The organism is Streptomyces sp. NPDC088766 (assembly GCF_044750845.1).
Lineage (GTDB): Bacteria > Actinomycetota > Actinomycetes > Streptomycetales > Streptomycetaceae > Streptomyces.
On record NZ_JBIVKQ010000001.1, the window covers coordinates 598,693 to 604,908 of the forward strand.

Annotated in this window: 7 protein-coding genes; 2 read left to right on the forward strand and 5 right to left on the reverse strand. The window is 71.2% G+C overall.

Features of this window, described 5'->3' with window-relative positions:
• Positions 1 to 111 precede the first annotated feature (111 nt).
• Positions 112 to 369, reverse strand: coding sequence for a WhiB family transcriptional regulator (locus ACIP5W_RS02655; protein ID WP_006142322.1), 258 nt, complete (start codon positions 367 to 369; stop codon positions 112 to 114).
• Positions 370 to 688: 319 nt separating this feature from the next.
• Positions 689 to 1,657 carry a diacylglycerol/lipid kinase family protein gene (locus ACIP5W_RS02660; RefSeq protein WP_401465575.1) on the reverse strand — a complete coding sequence of 323 codons (969 nt, stop codon included), beginning with the start codon at positions 1,655 to 1,657 and terminating at the stop codon, positions 689 to 691.
• A gap of 147 nt (positions 1,658 to 1,804) precedes the next feature.
• On the opposite strand from ACIP5W_RS02660, the gene ACIP5W_RS02665 reads away from it, so the two are divergent.
• Positions 1,805 to 2,302: a hypothetical protein gene (locus tag ACIP5W_RS02665; RefSeq protein ID WP_401465578.1), complete on the forward strand. Its 498-nt coding sequence runs from the start codon at positions 1,805 to 1,807 to the stop codon at positions 2,300 to 2,302.
• A 30-nt stretch (positions 2,303 to 2,332) separates the two neighbouring features.
• Here the strand turns inward: ACIP5W_RS02665 and ACIP5W_RS02670 are convergent, their stop codons facing one another.
• The 3 genes from ACIP5W_RS02670 to ACIP5W_RS02680 all read right to left on the reverse strand — a co-directional run bounded on the left by ACIP5W_RS02670 (position 2,333) and on the right by ACIP5W_RS02680 (position 4,429).
• Positions 2,333 to 3,487 carry a SigB/SigF/SigG family RNA polymerase sigma factor gene (locus tag ACIP5W_RS02670; RefSeq protein ID WP_401465581.1) on the reverse strand — a complete coding sequence of 385 codons (1,155 nt, stop codon included), beginning with the start codon at positions 3,485 to 3,487 and terminating at the stop codon, positions 2,333 to 2,335.
• The gene (locus tag ACIP5W_RS02675; RefSeq protein WP_363091016.1) at positions 3,484 to 3,897 is read right to left on the reverse strand and encodes an anti-sigma regulatory factor; all 414 of its coding nucleotides are present in this window, start codon (positions 3,895 to 3,897) and stop codon (positions 3,484 to 3,486) included. Before ACIP5W_RS02675 ends, ACIP5W_RS02670 begins: the two co-directional genes overlap by 4 nt.
• Positions 3,898 to 4,168: 271 nt before the next feature.
• Positions 4,169 to 4,429 carry a UBP-type zinc finger domain-containing protein gene (locus ACIP5W_RS02680; protein WP_401465586.1) on the reverse strand — a complete coding sequence of 87 codons (261 nt, stop codon included), beginning with the start codon at positions 4,427 to 4,429 and terminating at the stop codon, positions 4,169 to 4,171.
• A gap of 60 nt (positions 4,430 to 4,489) precedes the next feature.
• Between ACIP5W_RS02680 and ACIP5W_RS02685 the strand changes: the two genes are divergently transcribed.
• Positions 4,490 to 6,088 (forward strand): Na+/H+ antiporter, encoded by a 1,599-nt coding sequence (locus ACIP5W_RS02685; protein ID WP_401465589.1) that lies wholly within the window; start codon positions 4,490 to 4,492, stop codon positions 6,086 to 6,088.
• Positions 6,089 to 6,216: the final 128 nt, after the last annotated feature.

Here is a 6,216-nt window from a genome sequence, read left to right on the forward strand (position 1 = left end):
TCGTTGCCAGCGGGTGCTGCGCATCGGGGGTACTGCGCGCTGCGGCTCGGGGGCGGGAGATGCGTACACGCTGTACGCGCCGCCAAGCTCAGGCTTGCGGGGCGGGTGTCGTCAGGCGGATGCCTGGCGGGCCCGGTTGCGGGCGGCGCGGCGCTTCATCGCGCGGCGCTCGTCCTCGCTGAGGCCACCCCAGACGCCGGAGTCCTGGCCGGACTCGAGCGCCCACTGCAGACACTGATCCATAACGGGGCAGCGACGGCAGACGGCCTTGGCTTCCTCGATCTGCAGCAGCGCAGGACCGGTGTTGCCGATGGGGAAGAAGAGCTCGGGGTCTTCCTCGCGGCAAACGGCGTTGTGACGCCAGTCCATGGCTGCTACCTCTCCTTGGTATTACATGCACGTTGCTTGTGAATGTGAACGCTTTCACGAATCCCTCAACAAGTGAAGGGCCATCAGCCAGGTTCCCTGGCGCGGTCCTGTGGATTGAAGAGGGGTTCCGGTGATCAGTGGAGGCCGGTCCTGCGGGCCGTCCCGATCGCCACGTAGAGACTCGCAAACCTCAGCGGCGGATACAACCCCTTCCGGAAAGTTTTTTTTGATTCCTCGGTGTCGACTAGGTCACAGCCGTACTTCCATGGGGTGGACCCTGGTCTAAACGTTCGAGTGAAAGGACTTCAGCCCTTTCTGCTCACACAATCACACGCAGTGCACGGCGTACGCCTGTGAACGTCACGCTGGTACGCAGCCCCAGGTGGTCACCGTCCATCTGGAGGGGCAGCGGGACCTTCGAATGCAAGGTGAAGTGGTCCAGATCGTGCAGGGACACGGCATGCTTGCCATGGGGTCCCCGCTCGGGGGACGAAGTGAGCAACTGGGTCCCATACCGGACAACGGAAGCCGTGGACAGGCGGCTGAGACCGAGTACGTCGAGCCCGATATCGAACGAGGCCTTAGGTGAGGCGTACACCGGGCGATTGCCCAGATAGGTCCACGGAGCCGTGTTGCACACGATGGACAGCACCAAATCGGTCACCGGGTCCGCGCCCGGCCGCTCCAGTGTGATCGAACCGTGCCGGCGCTGCGGCTCGCCGAGGAGCTGGCGCACGGCCTGGCGGACGTAGAGCGCGTGGGTGGATCTCCGGCCGCGCTCACGCTGTTGTTCGACCCGGCCGACGACTCCGGCGTCGAAACCGAGACCGGCGTTGAAGGTGAACCAGCGCGCCGGCACCGCCTCGTCCTCCGTGCCCGGCGTACCGGAGGCGAGCCCCAGTCCGACCGTGCGCTCCCTGCCCTCGCGCAGGGCGTCCAGCAGGGCGCCGGTCGCCTCGACCGGATCGTTGGGCAGGCCGAGGGCACGGGCGAAGACATTGGTGGAGCCGCCGGGGACCACGGCGATGCCCGGCAGGTTCTCGGGGTCGGGGCCGGCGTGCAGCAGCCCGTTGACCACCTCGTTGACGGTGCCGTCACCGCCGAGGGCGACGACCATGTCTATGTCGTCGCTCTGCGCGGCCTGCCGCCCCAGGTCCCGCGCGTGCCCGCGGTACTCGGTGGTGACCGCCTCCAGCTTCATCTCGCTGGCGAGCGCGTGGATGAGGACGTCACGCGTCCGTGCACTGGTAGTGGTTGCCGCCGGATTGACCACGAGAAGTGCACGCATGCAGGGCAGCGTACCTACTGGGTGGTACCGAGGCACAAGGCCGAACGGGGATCGGCCCGCACCCACGGCGTGAGCCGTGACACGACGGGGTGCGCGGGGCCGGAGGGGCACAGGGACGGTCCGGGGAACGGCGGCTACCCTTCTGGGGTGAGCAGCGAGCAGAACCCCGCCACCCCGAAGACCCCGAAGACCACGGAGAACGCCGGGAACGCGGAAGGCACGGAACCCGCGGGCCCCCGCCCGCGCCGTCTGACGTACGCCGCCGCGCTCGTCGCCCTGGAAGGGCTGGCGCTGGTCGTCGGCGGGCTCTGGATCCTCGTCCTCGGCATCACCGGTGAACCCGACGACCGGCAGCAGGCCGTCACCGGCGGGGTGACGCTGGTGGTCCTCGCCCTGTTGCCCCTGCTCGCCGCCCGCGGGCTGCTGGGCTGCCGGAGCTGGAGCCGCGGACCGGCCGTCATCACCCAGATCATGGCGCTGCCCGTCGCCTACAACCTGCTCCAGGCCGACAGCATGGCCATCCCGGCGGGCATCGCGCTGGCCGCCGCCGCCGTTGCCGCGCTGGTCCTGATCGTCAACGGCGAGACGACCCGGGCCCTCGGCATCCGGGGGCCCGGCAACGCCGGCGGCGGAGAGAAGAAGTAGCGGCCGCGGCGGGCCCCTGCCGCAGCAGGGTCACTCCTCGACGAGCAGCTTCTCCCGCAGCTGGGCCAGCGTGCGCGCCAGCAGGCGGGAGACGTGCATCTGGGAGATGCCGACCTCCTGCGCGATCTGCGACTGCGTCATGTTGCCGAAGAAACGCAGCAGCAGGATCCGCTTCTCGCGCGGCGGCAGGTCCTCCAGGAGCGGCTTGAGCGACTCGCGGTACTCGACGCCCTCCAGCGCCTCGTCCTCGGCGCCGAGGGTGTCGGCGACCGCCGGGGACTCGTCGTCGGTGTCGGGGACGTCGAGCGACAGGGTGGAGTAGGCGTTGGCCGACTCCAGGCCCTCCAGGACCTCCTCCTCCGAGATCGCCAGCTTCTCGGCCAGCTCGTGCACGGTCGGCGAGCGGCCGTGCAGCTGGGACAGCTCGGCCGTGGCCGTCGTCAGCGACAGCCGCAGCTCCTGGAGCCGGCGCGGCACCCGCACCGCCCAGCCCTTGTCACGGAAGTGCCGCTTGATCTCACCGACGACCGTCGGCGTCGCGTACGTCGAGAACTCCACGCCGCGGTCCGGGTCGAAGCGGTCGACCGACTTGATCAGGCCGATGGTGGCGACCTGGGTGAGGTCGTCCAGTGGCTCCCCGCGGTTGCGGAAGCGGCGCGCGAGGTGCTCGACGAGCGGCAGGTGCATGCGGACCAGCTGGTTGCGCAGCTCCGCGTACTCCGGGCTGCCCTCCTTCAGCCCGCGCAGCTCGACGAACTTCGCGCGCGCCCCGCTGCGGTCCTGGGGCTCGCGCGCCGGGGGCACCGGCTGCTGGGGCGCGAGCCGGTGCGGCGCGGGCTGCTGGGGCTCGTGCCGCGTGCCCGGCACGCCGCCGTCTTCGTGGTCTCGCTCGTGCTCGCTCATCGTCCCGCCCGTCGCCCTCTGTCGAGCCTCTTCCTCGGCCCGGCCTGGGGTGCCCCCGATCCGCCTCTCCCGAGGCGGCTCCTGCTCGGCACTTTCCGGGAAGCCGGTCCCCGCGGAGGCCGGGTCGTCCTCCGGATGCGGCCGGGCCTGCTCGGGAATGCCGTCGATGCCGTCCGCCATGCGTCGGGAACCGCCCGCCGAGACCGCCGTCCCGGCGCTCTCGGCCGGCAGCTCCCATGTGCCGCGCTCTTCGTCCCGCACCGGCCCGTCCCCGTTCGTCACGCCGGCCCGGGTCCCGCGCCGCGCTGTTTGTAGAGGCTGATCGAAACGGTTCTGTCCTCGTCCACGGCGGAGGACACCTTGCCCGCGAGGGCGGACAGCACGGTCCACGCGAACGTGTCGCGCGCGGGGGCGTGCCCGTCGGTGGTCGGCGCCGAGACGGTCACCTCCAGCGAGTCGTCGATCAGACGGAAGACGCAACTGAGCACCGAACCGGGCACGGCCTGCTGGAGCAGGATCGCGCAGGCCTCGTCCACCGCGATGCGCAGGTCCTCGATCTCGTCCAGGGTGAAGTCCAAACGGGCCGCGAGGCCGGCCGTGGCCGTCCGCAGCACCGACAGGTAGGCACCCGCAGCCGGCAGCCGGACTTCCACGAAGTCCTGGGTCGCGGGCTCGCCTGCGATCTGGGACACCCTCACCTCCAAGGTGGTACAAGCTTTCCGGGGGCCGAGGGTCGCCCCCCGGGATAACGCGTGTGTGGTGCAGCGGTGACGCTACCGCGCCCTCATCCGTCCTGTCCCCGGGACCCCGACCCCTCGTCGTCACTCACAGTAAAGCTGTGAATACGCTCCGTGTCTAGGGGTCTGCCGGCCCAAAAGGGAAGAGGGCGCGCCGGGTTGACGTACCCAGGCGTCAGATGCCCGAACCGTACCCGGTCGACGGACGGACCGTCCCCGGCACGGCTCAGACGAGGACGTGGTCGACGAAGCACCAGCGCCAGTTCTCACCGGGTTCGAAGGTCCGCATGATCGGATGACCCGAGTCCTTGTAGTGCTCTGTGGCGTGCCGGCCCGGTGAGGAGTCGCAGCAGCCCACGTGGCCGCACGTCATGCAGAGCCGTAGTTGCACCGGGTCGGTGCCGTCCCGCAGGCACTCCGGACACGTCTCGCCGAGCGGGACGGGTTCGGGGTGCGGCAGCGCTTCGGCGTGCGTGCACTGTTTCATGATTGCCAGATTACGACGGTCGTACGGACGATCGCGCGGAAAAACGAGGGTGGGCGGGACATGGACGTGATGCCATTGCTGTTGCTGGTGGCGGGCAGCGCGGCGGTCGCCGCGGCGGCCCGGCGCACACCGGTGCCGGCGCCGCTGCTGCTCGTCGCCGTCGGCCTGGCCGTGTCGTACGTCCCCGGGGTGCCGGACTACACCCTCGACCCCGACATCGTGCTGCCGCTCCTGCTGCCCCCGCTGCTGTACACCTCCGCCACCGACAGCTCGTACCTCGACCTGCGCGCCCAGCTGCGGCCCGTGGCCCTGCTGTCGGTCGGGTACGTCCTCTTCGCGACGCTCGCCGTCGGGTGGGCCGCCTATCTGATCGTCCCCGGACTGCCGCTGACCGCGGCGCTGGTGCTGGGCGCGGTGGTGGCGCCGCCGGACGCGGTCGCGGCGACGGCGGTGGCACGCCGGGTGGGCCTGCCGTCGAAGGTGACCACGATCCTCCAGGGCGAGTCCCTGCTGAACGACGCGACCGCGATCACCGCCTACAAGGTGGCCCTCGCGGTCGTCGTCGGCGAGGGCGCGTCCTGGGCCGGCGGGATCGAGGAGTTCCTGGTCGCGGCGGTCGGCGGCACCGCCGTCGGCCTGATCCTGATGGTCCCGCTGCACTGGCTGCGCACCCACCTGAAGGAACCGCTCCTCCAGAACACCCTCTCCCTGCTCATTCCGTTCGTCGCGTACGCGACCGCCGAGCAGTTCCACGCCTCCGGCGTCATCGCCGTCGTCGTCGTCGCCCTCTACCTCGGCCACCGCGCGTGGGAGGTCGACTTCGCCACCCGGCTCCAGGAGGAGGCGGTGTGGAAGATGGTCGCCTTCGTGCTGGAGTCTGCGGTCTTCGCCCTCATCGGCCTGCAACTCCAGATCGTCCTCAGGGGCCTCGGCGACTACGAGGGTCTGGACGCCGGTCTGTACGCGGCCGCCCTCTTCCTCGTGGTCGTCGCGGTCCGCTTCCTGTGGGTGTACCCGGCGACCTTCCTGCCCCGGCTGCTGTCGGCACGCGTCCGCGCGCGCGAGGAGAACCCGACCTGGCGGGGGCCGGTCGTCATCGGCTGGGCCGGCATGCGCGGAGTGGTCTCACTGGCCATCGCCTTCTCCATCCCCGTCACCGTGGACCACGGCGGGGCGCCCTTCCCGCACCGCAACCTGATCCTCTTCCTGACCTTCACCACGGTCATCGGCACCCTGGTCGTGCAGGGACTGACCCTGCCCCCGCTGATCCGCCTGCTCAAGTTCCCCGCCCCCGATCCGCAGGCCGCGACCCTCGCCGAGGCCAACGCTCAGGCCCAGGCCTCCCGGGTCGCCGAGCAGCGGCTGGAGGAGCTGCTGTCCGACGAACGCAACGCCCTGCCCCCGCCCCTCGCCGACCGCCTGCGCACCGTCCTCGAGCGCCGCCGCAACGCCGTCTGGGAACGCCTCGGGCAGGTCAACCCGGTCACCGGCGAGACCGTCGACGACACCTACCGCCGGCTGTCCCGCGAGGTGATCAGCGCCGAGCGGGAGGTCTTCGTGCGGCTGCGCGACGGCCGCCACATCGACGACGAGATGCTGCGGACGCTGCTGCGCAGGCTGGACCTGGAGGAGGCCGCCGCCTACCGGGAGGCTGGCTAGGGTCTTTCGTGGGGGGGGGGGGGGGGGCGGGGGGGGGCCCCCCCCCCCCCCCCGCGGGGGGGGGGGGGGGGGGGGGGGGGGGGGGGGGGGGGGGGGGGGGGGGGGGGGGGGGGCGCGCGCCCCCCCCC